The sequence below is a fragment of the Flavobacterium sp. GNP008 genome, from assembly GCF_056428965.1.
Genome location: NZ_JBWJVL010000002.1, coordinates 186211 through 204326, shown reverse-complemented (window position 1 = coordinate 204326; position 18116 = coordinate 186211). Strand labels below are relative to the sequence as shown.

General features: G+C 33.6%; 12 protein-coding genes and 3 tRNA genes. 8 read left to right on the top strand and 7 right to left on the bottom strand.

Features of this window, described 5'->3' with window-relative positions:
* Positions 1-312 precede the first annotated feature (312 nt).
* Positions 313-2478, top strand: coding sequence for an AAA family ATPase (locus tag AC0608_RS07270; protein WP_478288605.1), 2166 nt, complete (start codon positions 313-315; stop codon positions 2476-2478).
* Positions 2479-2674: 196 nt separating this feature from the next.
* Here AC0608_RS07270 and AC0608_RS07265 read toward each other — a convergent pair.
* The 3 genes from AC0608_RS07265 to AC0608_RS07255 form a co-directional block, all read right to left on the bottom strand.
* A tRNA-Arg gene (locus AC0608_RS07265) sits at positions 2675-2748 on the bottom strand.
* A gap of 22 nt (positions 2749-2770) precedes the next feature.
* Positions 2771-2845 (bottom strand) — tRNA-Pro (locus AC0608_RS07260).
* Between the two features lie 19 nt (positions 2846-2864).
* Positions 2865-2948: transfer RNA gene (locus AC0608_RS07255), tRNA-Ser, on the bottom strand.
* Between the two features lie 227 nt (positions 2949-3175).
* Here AC0608_RS07255 and AC0608_RS07250 point away from each other — a divergent pair.
* Together AC0608_RS07250 and AC0608_RS07245 are read left to right on the top strand one after the other, a co-directional pair.
* Positions 3176-4354, top strand: coding sequence for an acetyl-CoA C-acyltransferase (locus AC0608_RS07250; RefSeq protein ID WP_417960288.1), 1179 nt, complete (start codon positions 3176-3178; stop codon positions 4352-4354).
* A 72-nt stretch (positions 4355-4426) separates the two neighbouring features.
* Positions 4427-5188, top strand: coding sequence for a C40 family peptidase (locus AC0608_RS07245; protein ID WP_417960289.1), 762 nt, complete (start codon positions 4427-4429; stop codon positions 5186-5188).
* A gap of 56 nt (positions 5189-5244) precedes the next feature.
* Here AC0608_RS07245 and AC0608_RS07240 read toward each other — a convergent pair whose 3' ends face one another.
* Together AC0608_RS07240 and gyrA are read right to left on the bottom strand one after the other, a co-directional pair.
* Entirely contained in the window at positions 5245-6513 is a 1269-nt protein-coding gene (locus tag AC0608_RS07240; protein ID WP_417989894.1) for a tetratricopeptide repeat protein, read from the bottom strand.
* A 48-nt stretch (positions 6514-6561) separates the two neighbouring features.
* Complete coding sequence (gene gyrA / locus AC0608_RS07235) at positions 6562-9186, bottom strand: DNA gyrase subunit A (RefSeq protein ID WP_417960291.1); 2625 nt, start codon at positions 9184-9186, stop codon at positions 6562-6564.
* A gap of 256 nt (positions 9187-9442) precedes the next feature.
* Here gyrA and AC0608_RS07230 point away from each other — a divergent pair, with 256 nt between their 5' ends.
* The 5 genes from AC0608_RS07230 to AC0608_RS07210 all read left to right on the top strand — a co-directional run bounded on the left by AC0608_RS07230 (position 9443) and on the right by AC0608_RS07210 (position 15697).
* Complete coding sequence (locus AC0608_RS07230) at positions 9443-11989, top strand: ATP-dependent Clp protease ATP-binding subunit (protein ID WP_478288604.1); 2547 nt, start codon at positions 9443-9445, stop codon at positions 11987-11989.
* A 138-nt stretch (positions 11990-12127) separates the two neighbouring features.
* On the top strand, positions 12128-13498 hold the full coding sequence (gene rimK / locus AC0608_RS07225) for a 30S ribosomal protein S6--L-glutamate ligase (protein ID WP_417960293.1): 1371 nt from the start codon (positions 12128-12130) through the stop codon (positions 13496-13498).
* A gap of 120 nt (positions 13499-13618) precedes the next feature.
* Positions 13619-14083, top strand: coding sequence for a DUF421 domain-containing protein (locus AC0608_RS07220; RefSeq protein ID WP_478288882.1), 465 nt, complete (start codon positions 13619-13621; stop codon positions 14081-14083).
* A 51-nt stretch (positions 14084-14134) separates the two neighbouring features.
* Positions 14135-14731, top strand: coding sequence for a Crp/Fnr family transcriptional regulator (locus tag AC0608_RS07215; protein ID WP_417960433.1), 597 nt, complete (start codon positions 14135-14137; stop codon positions 14729-14731).
* 87 nt (positions 14732-14818) lie between these two features.
* On the top strand, positions 14819-15697 hold the full coding sequence (locus tag AC0608_RS07210) for a pirin family protein (RefSeq protein ID WP_478288603.1): 879 nt from the start codon (positions 14819-14821) through the stop codon (positions 15695-15697).
* 452 nt (positions 15698-16149) lie between these two features.
* On the opposite strand, the gene AC0608_RS07205 is transcribed toward AC0608_RS07210, so the two are convergent.
* Positions 16150-17433 carry an inorganic phosphate transporter gene (locus AC0608_RS07205; RefSeq protein WP_417960295.1) on the bottom strand — a complete coding sequence of 428 codons (1284 nt, stop codon included), beginning with the start codon at positions 17431-17433 and terminating at the stop codon, positions 16150-16152.
* A gap of 30 nt (positions 17434-17463) precedes the next feature.
* On the bottom strand, positions 17464-18108 hold the full coding sequence (locus tag AC0608_RS07200) for a DUF47 domain-containing protein (RefSeq protein WP_417960296.1): 645 nt from the start codon (positions 18106-18108) through the stop codon (positions 17464-17466).
* Positions 18109-18116: the final 8 nt, after the last annotated feature.

Here is an 18116-nt window from a genome sequence, read left to right as displayed (position 1 = left end):
AACCGATACTAGTGAAAGTATCGGTTTAAAGTGAAGGCAGAAGGATTACTTAAACCACCCGAAGCGCACGCTATTATTGAATTATTTATTTCTCCGTGGCAAAATCGTGCCAAATGGAGGCTATTTTTATTGATTTTTAGGTGTTGTTTTTATTAATTTCACGACAAATATATGAAGGTTGTGACATAAATAATAATAAAACTTTAAGTCATTTCTTGTAATAATTTATTTATATATTTGAAATATAATACTAACTGAATCTTGTGATAAATAAATATTCAAGTTAATGCCAACTCTACAAGTAATCATAATATGAAGGAACTTAATCTTGATTTAGAAAATTGTTATGGAATTGGAAAACTCAATCACTCTTTTGACTTTACTAATAATTTATGTTATTTAGTTTATGCTCCAAATGGAACTATGAAAAGTTCTCTTGCAAGAACGTTCAATGATATATCAAAAAATGACAAGAAAGTTATCCCTTGTGATAGAATATATAAAGAGAGAAAAACTCATTTTGAGATCCTTGTTGATGGCGCTCCAATTAGTCCAAATGCAATTTTGGTCGTAGATGCCGAAGATTCAAATTTTGATGCGTCCCATAAAATCACAAACTTTATAGCTAGTAAAGAACTTAAAGAGCAATATGATAAAATTTACAATGAGTTAGATTCTCAAAAAATAGATTTCATTAAAAAACTTAAAATTGTTTCATCAAGTTCAGACTGCGAAAGTGAATTTATTAATACGTTTTCAACAAACAATTATTCTTTTTACGAATCATTAGAATTAATAAATAATCAACTTGAAAATGACTTTCCAAAATATAATTTCAAGTATAATGATGTTTTTGATAAAAAGGGAAACGTAGACAGATTTCTACAAAAGAATAAAACTTTATTAGACACATACGTTGATAAATATCAAAATCTATTAACTAAGTCATCTTTTTTTAAAAAATCAGGAAATTCGTTTGGAACTTCGCAAGCAAACGAACTTTTAAAATCAACTGAGGACAATTCTTTTTTTGAAGCAGGACACAAATTTCTTATTGATGGGAAATTACAAATTGATTCTACTGAAAAATTAAAAAATTTAGTTGAACAAGAAATCTCTAAAATTTTAAATGATGTAAAACTAAAAGAAACGTTTGATAAAGTTGATAAAGCAATTGGAGCAAATGCAGAATTAAGAGCGTTCAAAAATGTAATAGAAAAAGATAACCTGATTCTAATAGAACTCGACAAATACGAAAGTTTTAAAGAGAAAGTTTGGTTGTCATACTTAGTACAATTAAAAACTGAAACAGACGAATTAGTAAAATTATTTCAAACGAAAAAAAATGCTTTAGAAAAGATAATTGAAGAAGCAAAAAAAGAGACTCAAATTTGGAAAGATATTGTTATAACTTTTAATTCACGATTTTATGTTCCCTTTAAAGTATCTATATCAAATCAAGATGATATTGTTTTAAAACAGAAAACAGCAAATTTAGAATTTCATTATACCGATAGAAAAGATAAACCTATTAGTCAAAATAAAGAAAGTCTTCTTCACATTCTAAGTAAAGGCGAACAAAGGGCTTACTACATACTCCAATTATTATTCGATATTGAATCCCGAAAAGCAAATGTTTCCAATCTTATAATTTTTGACGATGTTGCAGATTCTTTTGATTATAAAAATAAATATGCAATCATCGAATACATAAGAGATTTACTAAGATTACCTTTGCAAAATTTCAAAATGATTGTTCTTACACATAATTTTGATTTTTATCGAACATTATCTTCCAGACTTAATTTAAAAAAAGCAGTTCTAATGGCTACAAAAAATGAATCTGGAGAAATTGAGCTTTTAGAGGGGTTATATACAACACAAGATGTATTTAAGCAATTTCGATCGAAGGTTGAAGAACCAAAACAATTTATCAGCTTGATTGCATTTGTTAGAAATCTTATAGAGTATTGTGACGATAATAAATGTAAAGACTATGAAACATTGACAGAATGTCTTCACTTAAAAGAGAATTCCAAAAACATTAAAGCAGATGATGTCTTCACAATTTATAAAGCCAGGATATCTAAATGCGAAAATAACTCTATCACTTTTGGTTCTAAAAACATTATAGAATTTATACATGAAATTGCCGAATCTATTAACAAAGAAATCAATGTAAGCGATATTTTACTTGAAAACAAAATTGTATTGGCAATTTCAATTCGCCTTAAAGCAGAAAGATTCATGATTAACGAATTGCAGGGTTTTGATTTAGCAAGAATTAAAACAAATCAGACTCGAGGTCTATTTAATGAATTTAGACTAAGAAAGACAGGAAATAAGGTTGAAGTACTTGACAGGGTAGTGTTAATGACACCGGAAAATATCCACATAAATGCGTTCATGTATGAACCATTGATCGATATGTCTTTAAACCACCTTAAAATATTATATAGTGATGTGAGTAGTCTATAAATAAGTGCTTCCCACTAGCTGTTGTTTGAATTTTTTGGACACGCAAAATTTTATCGTGTCAAATTTGTGTCAAAAGATATAAAAACAGCTATTTTTTATAAGTAAAACAATATAAAAGTTGTGCTTTTTAAAAATAAAAATAATAAAAAAACCCCTTAAAACACTGATAATCAGTAACTTATAAGGGGAATTTAAGTGAAGGCAGAAGGATTCGAACCTTCGACCGCCTGCTTAGAAGGCAGGTGCTCTATCCAGCTGAGCTATGCCTCCATTGCTCGTGTAAAAAATCTAGTCGGGGTGGCAGGATTCGAACCTGCGGCCTCCTGCTCCCAAAGCAGGCGCGATAACCGAGCTACGCTACACCCCGAAAAAACAAAATTATAAAGCGGAGGGACAGGGACTCGAACCCTGGCACCGATTACTCGGTGACAGTTTAGCAAACTGCTCCATTACCACTCTGGCACCCCTCCAAGCTCAAGAAACGTGTCCTGTTTTGCGGTTGCAAATTTAAGACATCTTTACGTTTCTCACAACTATTTAAAGGCTTTTTTTTAATATTTTTTATCATTTTTATAAAAACACTTCACAATCAAACATATAGAATTAAAATAAATTTAAAAAAGATAATCTCAATATCAAAATATGAAATTGTTTAAAAAAGATTAAATTTGCTAGATAAACTAACATTATGAAAGTCATGAACAAAAGAGTTGTTATCGTTTCTGCCGTTAGAACACCTATCGGAAGTTTTATGGGGGGATTATCTACAGTTACTGCTCCAAGATTAGGCGCAATAGCCATTAAAGGTGCTTTAGACAAAATAAAATTAGACCCAAATTTAATTGATGAAGTATTTATGGGCAATGTAGTGCAGGCTGGTGTAGGACAAGCTCCTGCCCGACAAGCTGCTATTTATGCCGGTTTACCAAACACTGTTGCTTGTACCACTATAAATAAAGTATGTGCCTCTGGAATGAAAGCGGTGATGTTAGGCGCACAAGCCATTCAATGTGGTGATGCTGAAATCGTAGTAGCTGGAGGAATGGAAAACATGAGTTTAATTCCACATTACATGCATTTGAGAAATGGAACTAAATTTGGTCCTGCAACCATGATTGACGGAATGCAGAAAGATGGACTTACAGATGCTTACGATAACAGCGCTATGGGAGTGTGTGCTGATTTATGTGCTTCAGAATATGAATTTACACGTGAAGACCAAGATAATTTCGCAATTCAGTCTTATGAGAGAAGTGCAAAAGCATGGACGGCCGGTAAATTTGATAACGAAATAGTTCCGGTAGCAGTTCCCCAAAGAAAAGGAGATCCAATCATCGTTTCTAAAGACGAAGAATTTACAAACGTAAAACTAGATAAGATCCCTACATTAAATCCTGTTTTTACAAAAGACGGAACGGTAACCGCAGCCAATGCATCAACAATAAATGACGGTGCCGCAGCTCTAATACTAATGAGTGAAGAAAAAGCACTTGCTTTAGGCCTTAAGCCTCTTGCTTATATTAAAGGATATGCTGATGCAGCTCAAGAACCAAAATGGTTCACAACTACTCCATCTAAAGCAGTTCCTAAAGCATTAGAAAAAGCAGGAATAGCAATAAATGATGTTGATTATTTTGAATTCAACGAGGCATTTGCAGTAGTAGGTCTAGCAAATTCAAAAATTCTTGGGCTAAAGGATACTAATGTAAATGTAAATGGTGGCGCTGTTTCTTTAGGACATCCTTTAGGTTGTTCCGGTGCAAGAATAATTGTTACTTTATTAAATGTTTTAGAACAAAACAACGGAAAAATTGGTGCCGCTGCAATTTGTAACGGTGGTGGAGGTGCTTCAGCAATTGTTATTGAAAGAGCCTAAATAATTATAAGCTATGAGTTATAGGTTTAAAAACGTATGACTCATAGTTCTTAACTCAAAAAATGAACCTGAATGTTCGGAATTTGTAATCTAGCCATAATCCCACTCCGCTTTGAACCCAGTGATCGAAGCGAAATTGTTTCTCAAGTTTTATTTGGTGAACATTTTGAAATTTTAGAACAATTAAAACAATGGTCTAGGATCCGTATGCAATATGACGATTATGAAGGCTGGATTGACACCAAACAATTACAACTGATTTCTGAATCTAGTTTTAATTATTTATCTACCGAAGCCATCATTCTTAATGCTGATTTATTAGAATATATAACAGGGCCAAACAATCTGTTAATACCTATTCCTCTTGGGTCTTCGATATCATTTATCCATCATACTGATATAAACACTTCAAATTTTGATTTTGAAGGAACTAAAATCAGTGGTATAAAGAATAAGTCAAATTTAATTAATACCGCTTTTATGTATTTGAACGCCCCTTATCTTTGGGGAGGAAAAACACCTTTTGGTATTGATTGTTCTGGTTTTACTCAAATGGTGTATAAATTAAATGGATACCAATTACTCCGCGATGCATCACAGCAATCAAAACTAGGAGAAGCCCTAAGCTTTATTGAAGAAAGCGAACCAGGAGACTTGGCCTTTTTTGACAACGACGAAGGTAAAATCATCCACGTAGGAATAATAATGGATGATAATTACATCATTCATGCTAGTGGAAAAGTACGTATTGACCGACTGGACCATTTAGGAATATTCAATGCCGAGACTAATAAGCACACGCACAAGTTAAGAGTTATTAAAAAAATTATATAAAAAAAACCTATCAAGAAGTATACTCTTGATAGGTTTTTTTATAAAAACTAAAATTATTACAACTTTGCTTTCAACGCTTTATACTCTGCTGTCATTTCTAAAGCACTATAAACGCCTAAAAGAGTTTTTGAAACATCCGTGTTCTTAGGATCTAACTCAACCGCTTTTTGGAGAAAAGGAATTGCACTTCTGAATAAATCCTCTCTTTTCTTTTTCAGTTCATCATAACGCTTCATATCTTTAGCAGAAGTACCCAACTTATTCATTTCGTCAATAATGGCCTTTTCATTTTCTAATTTTAAGGCTGCTAAATTAATATATCCATTAATATATTTTGGATTAATTTCTATAACTTTTTTATAATATTTTTCAGCATCTGCTACATTTTTAGCATTTGCACTTAAGACACCCAAGTTAAAAATTAAATCAGCATCATTGGGATTTTTTTCCAATACTTCAGCAATTAATTTTTTATACATGTCAAAATCTTTTGTCTCCAAATAAAGATTAGCTTCAGTTAAAGTCAAGGAAGTATCTTCAGGATTTGCTCTTCTAGCTTCTGAAATTGCTTTTTTAGCTTCTTCAGTTTTACCTTTTTCAACTAAAATCAAAGCTATATTCTTATAGATTTCTCCTCTTTTTGATGGAATTACTTCTGTTCTAGGTTTTTCATGAGTACCTAATTTTACCATTCTGTCTCTTTCTTGAGCTGTTGTAAAAAGATCTTCTTCGTTCGTTAATTTATTAACTGCAAAATAACTCGTACCAATACCAGAATAGTTTAGTATTTTCAAATCATCATACAATTTGAGAGCCGTATCATATTCTTTTGCATTTACATAAGTAGAAGCAGCGTAATATAAATTTATAGTATCTTTTTTATCTAACAAATACGCATCATATAATTTTTTAGCACTATCAGCTTGCTTATCTACTTTTGAATCAGCAATGGCAGCATTAATTAATTTAAATTTTATGTCGGTAATTGAAGTTGCTGCCTGAGTTGAGAATTTTACTTTCCCAGAAGTTTTTTCTATAGCAATTAAATCTTGATACGCTTTTGCTGCCAGTGAAAGATTTGAATTAGCATCAATATTCTTGTTAGCTAAATCTAGTAAAGCATTGCCTTTTACAAAGAAAAATTGCGCTTTTTCAGCCTCAGTTGCATTTACTATCAAAGATTCTGCACCCATTAAAATGGTAACAGCTTCTTGTGACTTACCACCTTTCAATGCTTTCTCCGCTGCTTTAATTTGATCTTTTTGAGCAAAAGTAGCAACTGATATCAATAACGCTGATGCTAGTAATACATATTTACTTTTCATATATTCTATTTTAGTTTAATAATTATTCTTCTTTTTATATTTCTAATTTTAAGCTTCTTCATCTGAATCATCTTCTTCAGTCTCCTCATCAAGGTCTTCTGCTTCTTCAGAATCGTCGTCATCGTCATCATCTTCAATTCCTTCATCTTCTAGAATTTCTAGAACAGGCTTCACTCTTTCGATAGCTTCAGATTCAACAATATTTCCTTCTTCATCAACCACCACTTCTGCCACATCGTCTTTCATTACTTTTGTAACTGCAGCAATAGAATCATTCCCTTTGATATTGATCAGTTTAACTCCTTGTGTTGCACGACCCATAACTCTCAAATCTTCGACTGCCATTCTGATAGTCAATCCAGATTTATTGATAATCATCAAATCATCTGCATCTGTAACTGAATTTATAGAAATCAACTTACCCGTTTTTTCCGTAATATTTAAGGTTTTTACTCCTTTACCACCACGATTTGTAATTCTATATTCATCAAGGCTTGAACGTTTTCCGTAACCGTTTTCGGCAACAACTAAAATTTCGCTGCTCATATCATTTACAGTAACCATGCCAATAACTTCATCCGTATCATCCTTAAGGGTAATCCCACGAACTCCAGAGGCTGTTCTTCCCATGGGGCGCGTTTTTGTTTCTTCAAAACGAACTAATTTACCAGATTTTACAGCCAAAATAATTTGGCTTTCTCCGTTAGTTAATTTTGCTTCCAATAATTCATCTCCTTCTTTGATTGTTATTGCTGCTACACCATTTACTCTGGGTTTAGAATATTTCTCTAAAGACGTTTTCTTAACCTGACCTTTTTTAGTCACCATAATAAGGTTATGGCTGTTGATGTACTCTTTGTCTTTTAAATCCTGAGTACAAATAAATGCTTTTACTTTATCGTCACTTTCAATGTTAACAAGATTCTGAATTGCTCTACCTTTAGCCGTTTTACTTCCTTCTGGTATTTCATAAACACGCATCCAGAAACATTTACCTTTTTGGGTAAAGAACATCATGTATTGGTGATTCGTTGCCACAAACATGTGTTCTAAGAAATCTTGGTCTCTTGTTCCAGCACTTTTTTGTCCAACTCCACCTCTATTCTGAGTTTTGTATTCGGTAAGATTAGTACGTTTTATATAACCCGCATGAGAAATGGTAATCACCACATTCTCATCGGCAATTAAATCTTCAATACTTACATCTCCTCCTGAATATTCAATTACAGAACGACGCTCATCTCCATATTTATCTCGAATTTCAGTCAGTTCTTCTTTAATCAAAGCAATTCTCAGGTTTACATCCGCTAGTAAAGCTTTCAAATGCTCGATTAACTTCATGATTTCATCGTATTCAGTTCTTAACTTGTCTTGTTCCAGACCTGTCAATTGTCTTAAACGCATTTCTACAATGGCACGAGATTGAATATCAGATAATTTGAATCTTTCAATTAATCTTTCTCTGGCTTCTTCGGTACTTTTTGAAGCTTTAATTAAAGCAATTACTTCGTCAATATTGTCCGAGGCAATAATTAAACCTTCCAAAATATGTGCTCTTGCTTCCGCTTTTTTTAATTCAAATTGCGTTCTGCGAGTCACTACATCATGACGGTGTTCAATAAAATAGTGAATCAGATCTTTTAGATTCAACATTTGCGGACGCCCTTTTACAATGGCAATATTGTTTACACTAAATGAAGATTGTAATTGCGTAAATTTATAGAGTGTATTTAAAACTACATTTGGCGTAGCATCACGTTTCAATATATAAACGATACGCATCCCGTTTCTATCCGATTCATCTCGGATATTAGCAATACCCTCTATTTTTTTATCATTTACCAAATCAGCAGTACGTTTAATCATGTCTGCCTTATTGACTTGATACGGAATTTCAGTAACGATGATACACTCGCGACCATCCACTTCTTCAAAACCAACTTTAGCACGCATTACAATGCGCCCTCTACCAGTTTTGAATGCTTCCCGAACCCCTTCATATCCATATATTATACCTCCAGTAGGAAAATCTGGGGCTTTGATATGGTTCATTAACTCATCAATCTCTATGTCATTATTATCCATGAAAGCCAATGTACCGTTAATCACCTCAGTTAAATTGTGAGGAGGCATATTGGTTGCCATACCTACTGCAATTCCTGTTGCCCCATTTATTAATAAGGTAGGAACACGAGTCGGCATGACAGTTGGCTCTTCGAGCGTGTCATCAAAATTTAATTTAAAATCAACTGTCTCTTTATCGATATCTGCCAAAATTTCTTCCGAAATCTTTCGCATTCTAGCCTCTGTATAACGCATCGCTGCAGGACTATCTCCATCTACCGATCCAAAATTACCCTGACCATCAATCAATAAATAACGCATGCTCCATTCTTGAGCCATACGAACCATGGCATCATAAACGGAAGTATCACCATGAGGATGGTATTTACCAAGAACTTCTCCGACAATTCTTGCTGATTTTTTGTGGGCTGATCTTGAGTTAACACCCAAATCATGCATACCAAATAGTACTCTTCGATGTACTGGTTTCAAGCCATCTCTAACATCTGGAAGTGCTCTTGATACAATTACCGACATCGAATAATCGATGTAAGCTGTTTTCATTTCATCTTCTATGTTAATGGGAATTAACTTTTCTCCTTCAGACATAAGTTGTTATATTAAATAATTATATTAGTTTCAAAACGTGCCAATATACGATTTTTTGATTTTTTTTTATCTATTTGACTCTAGTTATTTCAACGATTTATTAACAAATTTTACCGCTCTTTTAGTTAATAATTTAAGTAAAATTTAACTTCATTATTACTATTATTTTTGTCTATTAGCTGACACTACTACTTATAGGAATGGTTTTTGTTTTTAAATTACTAATTCACTAAATTTACGATATCAAATATATATTATGGATGATAATTTTTCACCAAGAGTAAAAGACGTTATCACTTACAGCAAAGAAGAAGCTTTGCGGTTAGGTCATGACTTTATAGGAACAGAACACTTAATGCTGGGCATTTTAAGAGACGGTAACGGAAAGGCTATTCAAATATTGAACAACCTCGCTGTTGACCTAGACCACTTACGCAGAAAAGTGGAAATTTTAAGTCCGGCAAGCCCAAGCCTGGAAGTAAATGTTGAAAAGAAAAACTTACACTTGACCCGACAAGCGGAACGAGCCTTAAAAACAACTTTTCTTGAAGCTAAAGTATTTCAAAGTACATCCATTAGCACTGCACACTTATTGTTGTGCATTTTACGAAACGAAAACGATCCTACAACCAAGCTATTGAATAAATTGAAAATTGATTATGACGTAGCTAAAGAACAATACCTAAACATGACTCCAAACGAAGAAGATTTTATAGAGAATTTGCCACGAAATGAATCGTACAATGACGATTCAGGACAAGATGACAGTCTAAAAGAAGGTACTTTTAATAATCCTGCTAATAAATCCAACAAAAAATCTAAAACACCTGTTTTAGATAATTTTGGAAGGGATTTAACAGAAATGGCTGAAGAAGGAAAACTAGACCCCGTTGTGGGACGTGAAAAAGAAATTGAACGCGTTTCTCAAATTTTGAGTCGTCGTAAAAAGAATAACCCATTACTTATAGGGGAACCTGGAGTGGGAAAATCAGCAATTGCTGAAGGCTTAGCTTTGCGAATTATTCAGAAAAAAGTATCTCGTACTTTATTCAATAAACGTGTAGTGACTTTAGATTTAGCCAGTCTTGTTGCCGGAACAAAATACCGAGGACAATTTGAAGAGCGCATGAAAGCAGTTATGAACGAACTAGAAAAAAATGATGATATCATTCTTTTTATCGATGAAATTCATACTATAGTAGGTGCTGGTGGTGCTACAGGATCACTAGACGCTTCTAATATGTTCAAACCTGCATTGGCCCGAGGAGAGATTCAATGTATTGGTGCAACCACATTAGACGAGTATAGACAATACATAGAAAAAGATGGAGCATTAGAGAGACGTTTTCAAAAGATAATTGTGGAACCTACATCCGTATCTGAAACAATTACTATTTTGAATAATATCAAAAACAAATACGAAGACCATCACAATGTTACCTATACACAAGAAGCAATCGAAGCGTGTGTAAAATTAACAGATAGATATATGTCGGAACGTTTTTTACCGGATAAAGCTATTGATGCTTTAGACGAAGCAGGTTCTAGAGTTCACATCACCAATATTGAAGTTCCAAAACAAATTCTAGATTTAGAACGTCAATTAGAAGATGTTCGAGAACTGAAAAATGTTGTGGTAAAAAAACAAAAATACGAAGAGGCCGCTAAACTTCGTGATGACGAAAAACGCATTGAAAAAGATTTAGCAATTGCCCAAGAACAATGGGAAGAGGATGCAAAAAATAACCGAATTGAAGTTACGGAAGACAATGTTGCTGATGTAGTTTCTATGATGAGTGGAATACCTGTAAATCGTATCGCTCAAACCGAAAGTAATAAGCTCGCTAAATTACCAGAACTGATTGAAGGAAAAGTAATTGGACAAAGAGAAGCCGTAATGAAAATAGCGCGTTCGATACAAAGAAATCGTGCTGGGTTGAAAGATCCGAATCGTCCAATTGGTTCTTTTATTTTCTTAGGACAAACCGGAGTTGGTAAAACCCAATTAGCTAAAGTATTGGCTAAAGAATTATTCGATTCTGAAGATGCATTAATTCGCATTGACATGAGTGAATACATGGAAAAATTTGCAATCTCTCGATTAGTTGGAGCACCTCCAGGATATGTAGGATATGAAGAAGGTGGCCAATTAACTGAGAAAGTGAGAAGAAAACCCTATTGTGTAGTCCTACTAGATGAAATTGAAAAAGCGCATCCTGATGTTTTCAATATGCTTTTACAAGTTTTAGATGACGGTTATTTAACGGACAGTTTAGGTCGAAAAATTGATTTCAAAAACACAATAATTATTATGACTTCTAATGTTGGAGCCAGACAATTAAAAGATTTTGGACAAGGAGTAGGTTTTGGAACTGCTGCCAAAGTGGCTCAAGCAGATGACAATTCAAAAAGCATTATTGAAAACGCATTGAAAAAAACTTTTGCTCCTGAATTCCTTAACCGAATTGATGATGTCATTGTGTTTAATGCTTTAGAAAAACATGATATTGATTTGATTATTGAAATCGAATTGAAAAAATTATTCGCACGTGTTGCTGAATTAGGCTATCAGTTGAATCTTTCTGACAAAGCAAAAGCATTTATTGCTGAGAAAGGTTTTGATAGACAATTTGGCGCAAGACCATTAAAAAGAGCGATTCAGAAATATGTAGAAGACGCCCTTGCCGAAGAGATTATCACTTCGAAAATTACTATGGGTGACGAAATTTTTATGGATATTGAAGAAGGCTCACAAGAGTTAACGGTAGAAATTCATAAGGCTGGAGAACCTACAAATCCATAAATTTATAAGCAACTATAGTAAAATAAACCCGTTACGTTTTTATAACATAACGGGTTTATTCTTTACAGTAAACACACTTTTTTTGAAAACAAATATTTACATTTGGTCTTTATAAAAAAGGTTAATTAAAATTAATTTATGTCAGATAACAAAGTTATTTTAGGTAGTGAAGAATGGTGTTCTTTTCCAGAATTAGGAATTCCTACTATCAAAGCCCGAGTGGATTCCGGTGCAAAAACATCTGCTTTACATGCTATAAACATTGCTCCATTTATTAAAAATGAAAGCAACTGGGTGAAATTTGACATTAACCCAATACAAAATAATTTAAAAACGGTAATTCATTGTGAAGCGCCTTTAATCGACAAACGCATTGTTAAAAGTTCCAGTGGTTTCAGAGAACAACGTTATGTTATTCAAACTAACCTACAAATAGGAAGCTCCAAGTGGCCTATTGAAATGACGTTGACCAATCGAGATTCTATGGGGTTTCGAATGCTTTTAGGCCGCGAAGCCATGAGCGGAAGAGTACTTGTAGATCCAGAACAAAAATATCTCTTGGGACAACCCACTTCTGATATTTTAAAAGAGCTGTATAAGAATTCAGAAAAAGCGAGCTCTGGTTTACGTATTGGTCTTTTAGCCAGCAATCCTGAATTGTACAGCAACAAGCGTATTATGGAGGCGGGAGAAATGCGGGGTCACGAAATGCATTTTTTAAATATTAAGGAATGCTACATGAAACTGGATGCAAAGACACCAGAAATACATTATCGTGGCGGTAAAATACTAAATCAATTTGATGCCATTATACCAAGAATAAGACCTAGTATTACTTTTTACGGTTGTGCTTTGACCAGACAATTTGAAGCATTAAATGTATTTTGTTTAAATTCATCTACCTCAATTACACAATCTCGAGACAAATTATATTCCTTACAATTGCTTTTGCATAGCGGCATCGATATCCCTACTACGGGCTTTGCAAATTCTCCATTGGACACTGATGACTTGATAAAAATGGTTGGGGGCTCTCCTTTGATTGTAAAATTACTGGAAGGAACCCAAGGAAAAGGAGTAGTACTGGCGGAAACAAAAAAAGCTGCGGAAAGCGTTATAAATGCATTCAAAAGCTTGAATGCCAACATATTAGTACAAGAATTCATAAAAGAAGCGAATGGCAAAGACATTCGTTGTTTTGTAATTGATGGAAAAGTAGTTGCAGCCATTCAGCGTGAAGCAATGCCCGGAGAATTTAGAGCTAACATCCATCTTGGAGGAACGGCATCTATTATAAAAGTAACTCCCGAAGAAAAGCGTATTGCCATAAAAGCGACCAAAGCAATGGATCTTAAAGTCGCAGGAGTTGACATTATCCGTTCTGCTAAAGGACCATTATTATTAGAAGTAAATTCTTCACCCGGCTTAGAAGGGATTGAAGGCGCCACCAATAAAGATATTGCTGGAGAAATGATAAAAGCCATTGAGAAGAATTTTAAACTAAAATAATGACCAGTGATCACTCCTATTTTTTGTTAGTGGGAAAAATTTGTACTTTAAACTTTATTCAGAAAAAAAGTGAACGAATATCTTGATATAATTCTTCGAAGTACTGCTGTTTATTTTTTTATGGTTATCGCCTTACGTATTTTTGGCAAAAAAGAACTATCTCAACTGAACACAGCTGACGTAATACTGATATTGCTGATAAGCAATTCTGTTCAAAATGCAATGGTAGGCAATAATACCAGTCTTTATGGAGGTATAGCTGCGGCAACTGTATTGTTTACCATCAATTTTATTTTAAAAAAATTGATGTACAAATACAATAAATTTGGTGCTTTTATGCAAGAAAAACCAGAGATTCTAATTCATAATGGCACATTGGATTTTAAAGTATTAAGCAAATTAAATATTTCTTCGGATGAATTAAAAGAAGCTATGCGGGAACATGGCATTGAATATTTTAAAGATGTGAAATTAGCAATGTTAGAAATAGATGGAAATATCAGTATTATATCCGGTGACAATAGTCTTCGTCAAACCCATTACAAGCGCAGACACAATCACAAAAATTTAGACGGAATAAACTAGATAAAGTCACTATAAAAAGATTAAGTATAGTATCAATCCAACCGTTAAATAATTATGCTCGATTCTTTCAAAACCTATTTTCAATCCAAAACTAATATAACAGACGAACAATTTCTTTCAATTACTGGTACATTGGAATCCAAAAAAGTAGAAAAAGGGTCCATCCTACTGCATCAGAGCGCTATTTGTCATCATTCGTTTTTTGTATCCAAAGGATTATTGCGTTCGTACACCATTGACGAAACCGGAAAAGAGCATATCATTCAATTTGCACCTGAGAATTGGATTATTTCCGATAGAAGCAGTTCATATTTCAATGAGCCTTCTGAATTGTTTATTGATGCCATTGAAGATACTGAAATTGTATTTATCGACAAAAAATTCATTAATGCCGCAGCTGAAATCAGTATTTCCTTTCGAGAACAGGATAATATTGCTTTACACAATCACATTCGCCAACTTCAAAAAAGAGTAAATCTTTTACTAGGAGCAACAGCTGAGCAACGCTATATGGATTTTATAACTATTTACCCAAGTCTAACAGTACGCATACCACAATGGATGATTGCCTCCTATTTAGGAATTACACCCGAAACATTGAGTAGGGTGCGCAAGGAATTGGCGAAGAGAAATTTTAAGCCTTATTAGTTTTCCAAATTCATTTCTTATCCTACATCAAGGCACTTGAATTTAATTTATAATAAATTTGTATTGATATTAATAGAAGACATCCAAATGAAAACAAAAAACATTGAATTAGTATTGGCTCCACCTCCACCACACATGGTCGGTGACGGATTTAGAGTACACAATTTTATCCCAAGTGGTCCTGGTTTAGACATGAAAAGAATGAGTCCATTTATTATGATGGATTATAATTCTAAATTTTACTTTCCGCCAACGGACCAACCCAGAGGCGTTAGTGTTCATCCTCACAGAGGTTTTGAAACCGTTACAATTGCCTACAAAGGAAAAGTAGCACATCATGATAGTTCCGGAAATAGTGGTATCATTTGCGAAGGTGATGTACAATGGATGACTGCTGCTTCGGGAATATTACATAAAGAATACCATGAAGAAGAGTTCAGTAAAAATGGGGGTGATTTTCAAATGGTACAGCTTTGGATCAATCTTCCCGCAAAAGACAAAATGTCTACACCAAAATACCAGGGAATTACTAACGACCAAATCAACAAATTTAAGCTTCCTGAAAATGGAGGCGTAATTGAGGTTATAGCAGGACAATACGAAAATGTTAAAGGTACAGCCTCAACTTTTACACCAGTGCATTTACTAAATGCAAAATTAAATAAAGGAGCAAAAGCCTCTTTTCATTTTCCAGCCACTTACAACACCTGCTTATTGGTCATTGAAGGAAGTCTAAAAGTCAACAATACGGAACATATTTCTGGAGACCATTTTGTATTATTTGAAAATGAAGGAGAAGAATTTACAATTGAAGCAATTGAAAACACAATTGTTTTAATTTTAAGTGGTGAACCAATTCAGGAACCTATTGCCGCACACGGTCCTTTTGTAATGAATACTCAGGCCGAAATCAGACAAGCATTTGAAGATGTGAATACCGGTAAATTTGGATACTTGGAAGAGTAATACGCTCAAATTTATAGAGAAAAAATCTCTAAAATAAAATCATAACAAATTAACATTCAAGCAATAGCAACTTTGCAGTTGGGCGATTGATTGCCCTTTCTAAAAAATAATGGTTCCCTTTACATTCGTTAAACACATGAAACCAATAGGTATTAGTAATTATAAAAATTTAGACACTCCATCACAACCACAAATAAGACTTTCTGCCCTGACTCATTTGTTTGAAAGCTAGTCTTATATTCAGAACAAAGTGTAAGCAAAAAATAGCAATAAAAACAGTGTAGGAAGTACAGAAAAACAATCTTGAAATTGTATCCTACTATACTTTTCTAAAAGCGTATTTGCTGAATCTAAAGATATAAAAGCTCTACAGTTTTAAAAAAAATCAATTTTTTAGATCATAAAAAAACCATTCTATTTAAGAATGGTTTTTTTATGCTTCTCTATAACTTCTAAATAAAAATACTAAAGATATAATAAATTATTGCTGCCAAAATTGCCGATATTGGAATTGTTAAAACCCAAGCCCATAATAAACTTACGGTCATCCCCCATCGAACTGCAGATACTCTTTTAGTAAGTCCTACTCCAATTATAGATCCTGTAATAGTATGTGTTGTACTTACGGGCACTTTAAAATGTTCTGTAAAATATAGTGTCAATGCGCCGGCAGTTTCTGCGGCAACCCCTTCAAAAGAAGTCACTTTTGTAATTTTAGATCCCATTGTTTTGACGATCTTCCAACCACCACTTAATGTTCCTGCGGCAATAGCAGAATAGCAAGCCAAAGGAATCCACGTAGGCATTTTAAAAGCACCCTCATCATTTGGAAGAACAACGTCTAGCCAACTAGGTAAACTTTCTTGCGCTACCCCGCTGGTATGAATGTATACCGCTACTGCTGCTGCAATAATACCCATTACTTTTTGAGAATCGTTCCCACCATGACCTAAACTAAAGGCTGCAGACGATAATAGTTGCATTTTTTTTAACCACGCAGTAGCTTGAGTTAAATTTAAACTACTAAAAATCAAACAAAAAAAGCTTATTGAAAGAATAATAAAGGCAACCAAAAACCATTTAATATTGTGTGCTTCAAAAGCAACGCTCCAGAAATGAGAATCAAAACGAGGTTTCACAATTTCATTGTAATAAACCATTTGACTTTCTACGAACCAAATCGTTAAAATCATTAAAGAAGCTGTGAAAATTTTTGGATAAATACTCTTTTTGGACGCATTAAGCAGCCAAATCGAAATCAAATAAGACATCAAAGCACCTAACAATGGAGCCAATATAATAAAAGCAATAATGATTAAAACACCTGTTGGCATTCCTCCATCACTTCCTACTTTGTACCAAGAAACTACACCAAAACCAGCGTGAGCTATCGCTGCACCAGCAAAACCGCCTATGAGTGTATGAGAAGAACTGGAAGGTATTCCTTGCCACCATGTAAATAAATTCCAAATAATAGCCGCAATTACACCAGCCAGAATAACAACCAAGTTGATATCCATGGTGTTAGCCGTTTTTGCAACTGTATCTGCTACACCAAAACCAAAAACCCAATAGGCCAAAAAGTTAAAAAAAGCAGCCCAAACCACTGCTTGAAAAGGACTTAAAACTTTTGTGGCAACAACGGTTGCAATAGCATTAGCCGCATCATGAAAACCATTAATGTAATCAAAAATTAAGGCCAGGACTATAATAACAATAAGTAAAGTAAATTCCATAATTATAATTTCAGAATAAAACCGATTGAATTAAGAATGTTTAACAGCAATTGATTCTAAAACACTCGCTACACTTTTACATTTATCCGCAGCAGTTTCTAAAACTGACAATACTTCTTTGTACTTTATAATGTTTTTAGCATCCGTTTCATTTTCAAATAGATCCAGAACTGCTTTATCATAAACATTATCTGATTTATTTTCTAATTTGTTGATTCTGACACATGCGTCGGTGATATTTTTTATTTTTTTCAAATCCCTTAATTCTTTCACAGCAACATCAATATTTTGACAGGCTTCAAGATTGATTTCGGTTAATTTACGTATTGATTTTGTAATTTTATCAACTTGATACAATCTCATTCTGCTTGCTGCACCATGAAGATTATCCGCCACATTATCAATAGAAGTAATTAAAGAATGTATATCTTCTCTATCAAATGGAGTAATAAAATTTCTACTCAATTCAAGACTCGTTTGACGAGTTATATCCTCTCCTTTTTGCTCTAGGGTATCAATTTTTTGAAAAAGATCCTCACGTTCCTTCAAAGGAAGATTTACAGCTTCGTGCAGGTTTGTCGCTATTTCAATTAAATTGCTAGATGCTTGTTCAAAAAGTGGAAAAAACTTTTTATCTTTAGGAACCAAAAATTGGAAAAAATTATTTATGTTCATTTCATTAA

Bases quoted from the DNA above. Each gene is read 5' to 3' on its own strand.
- AC0608_RS07270 (WP_478288605.1), top strand. From the start codon at position 313: ATGAAGGAACTTAATCTTGATTTAGAAAATTGTTATGGAATTGGAAAA.
- AC0608_RS07250 (WP_417960288.1), top strand. From the start codon at position 3,176: ATGAACAAAAGAGTTGTTATCGTTTCTGCCGTTAGAACACCTATCGGA.
- AC0608_RS07245 (WP_417960289.1), top strand. From the start codon at position 4,427: ATGTTCGGAATTTGTAATCTAGCCATAATCCCACTCCGCTTTGAACCC.
- AC0608_RS07240 (WP_417989894.1), bottom strand. From the start codon at position 6,513: ATGAAAAGTAAATATGTATTACTAGCATCAGCGTTATTGATATCAGTT.
- gyrA (WP_417960291.1), bottom strand. From the start codon at position 9,186: ATGTCTGAAGGAGAAAAGTTAATTCCCATTAACATAGAAGATGAAATG.
- AC0608_RS07230 (WP_478288604.1), top strand. From the start codon at position 9,443: ATGGATGATAATTTTTCACCAAGAGTAAAAGACGTTATCACTTACAGC.
- rimK (WP_417960293.1), top strand. From the start codon at position 12,128: ATGTCAGATAACAAAGTTATTTTAGGTAGTGAAGAATGGTGTTCTTTT.
- AC0608_RS07220 (WP_478288882.1), top strand. From the start codon at position 13,619: ATGGTTATCGCCTTACGTATTTTTGGCAAAAAAGAACTATCTCAACTG.
- AC0608_RS07210 (WP_478288603.1), top strand. From the start codon at position 14,819: ATGAAAACAAAAAACATTGAATTAGTATTGGCTCCACCTCCACCACAC.
- AC0608_RS07205 (WP_417960295.1), bottom strand. From the start codon at position 17,433: ATGGAATTTACTTTACTTATTGTTATTATAGTCCTGGCCTTAATTTTT.
- AC0608_RS07200 (WP_417960296.1), bottom strand. From the start codon at position 18,108: ATGAACATAAATAATTTTTTCCAATTTTTGGTTCCTAAAGATAAAAAG.